1 protein-coding gene is annotated in these 1,185 nt (G+C 60.3%); it reads right to left on the bottom strand.

Annotated elements, in window-relative coordinates; genetic code table 11:
* Nucleotides 1-1,185 carry an elongation factor Tu gene (tuf, locus tag BUA93_RS15675; RefSeq protein ID WP_072981006.1) on the bottom strand — a complete coding sequence of 395 codons (1,185 nt, stop codon included), beginning with the start codon at nucleotides 1,183-1,185 and terminating at the stop codon, nucleotides 1-3.

Below are 1,185 nucleotides of genomic sequence, written 5' to 3'. Positions count from 1 at the left end.
TTACTTGATGATTTCGGTTACGGAGCCAGCGCCAACGGTACGGCCACCTTCGCGGATTGCGAAGCGGAGCTGCTTTTCCATTGCCACCGGGGCGATCAGGTTCACGTGGATGGTCACGGTGTCACCCGGAGTCACCATTTCGACACCTTCCGGAAGCTGGATCGTGCCAGTCACGTCGGTGGTGCGGAAGTAGAACTGAGGACGGTAGCCGTTCATGAACGGAGTGTGACGGCCGCCTTCGTCCTTCGTCAGGACGTAGATTTCAGCCTTGAATTCGGCGTGCGGGGTGACGGACTTCGGGGCTGCGAGCACCTGGCCGCGGCTGATGTCCTTCTTTTCTGCGCCGCGGAGGAGCAGACCGACGTTGTCGCCAGCCTGGGCGTCGTCGAGGAGCTTGCGGAACATTTCAACGCCGGTAACGACGTATTCGGCAGTTTCGCCGAGACCGACGCGTTCGACCTTGTCGTTCAGGTGGACGACGCCGCGTTCGATACGACCGGTGGCGACAGTGCCACGACCGGTGATGGTGAACACGTCTTCGATCGGCATCAGGAACGGCTTTTCGGTTTCACGGGCCGGGAGCGGGATGTAGGTGTCGCAGGCGTCCATGAGTTCCATGATCTTGTCCTGGTAGGCAGGGTCGCCTTCGAGGGCCTTGAGGGCGGAACCGCGGATGATCGGGGTGTTGTCGCCGTCAAATTCGTACTTGGACAGAAGGTCGCGGACTTCCATTTCCACGAGGTCGAGGAGTTCTTCGTCGTCCACCATGTCAACCTTGTTCATGAACACGACGATCTTCGGCACGCCAACCTGGTGGGCGAGGAGGATGTGTTCACGGGTCTGCGGCATCGGGCCGTCAGTAGCTGCAACAACGAGGATGGCGCCGTCCATCTGGGCAGCACCGGTCACCATGTTCTTGACGTAGTCGGCGTGCCCCGGGCAGTCGACGTGAGCGTAGTGACGGTTTGCAGTGGTGTATTCCACGTGGGAGGTGTTAATCGTGATACCGCGGGCCTTTTCTTCGGGAGCGTTGTCGATTTCGTCGAAACGCTTGGCGGCGGCGAGGCCGCGTGCAGCGAGGGTCGTGCAGATTGCGGCGGTCAGAGTGGTCTTGCCGTGGTCAACGTGGCCGATGGTGCCGATGTTGCAGTGCGGCTTGCTTCTGTCAAAATGTTCTTTTGCCAT

This window comes from Fibrobacter sp. UWH4, assembly GCF_900142475.1.
Taxonomy (GTDB): domain Bacteria; phylum Fibrobacterota; class Fibrobacteria; order Fibrobacterales; family Fibrobacteraceae; genus Fibrobacter.
The sequence above is the reverse complement of the archived record's forward strand: the minus strand, read 5'-3'. Positions and strand labels throughout refer to the sequence as shown.

Coding starts and splice junctions, on each gene's coding strand:
- tuf (WP_072981006.1), bottom strand. CDS start 1,185: ATGGCAAAAGAACATTTTGACAGAAGCAAGCCGCACTGCAACATCGGC.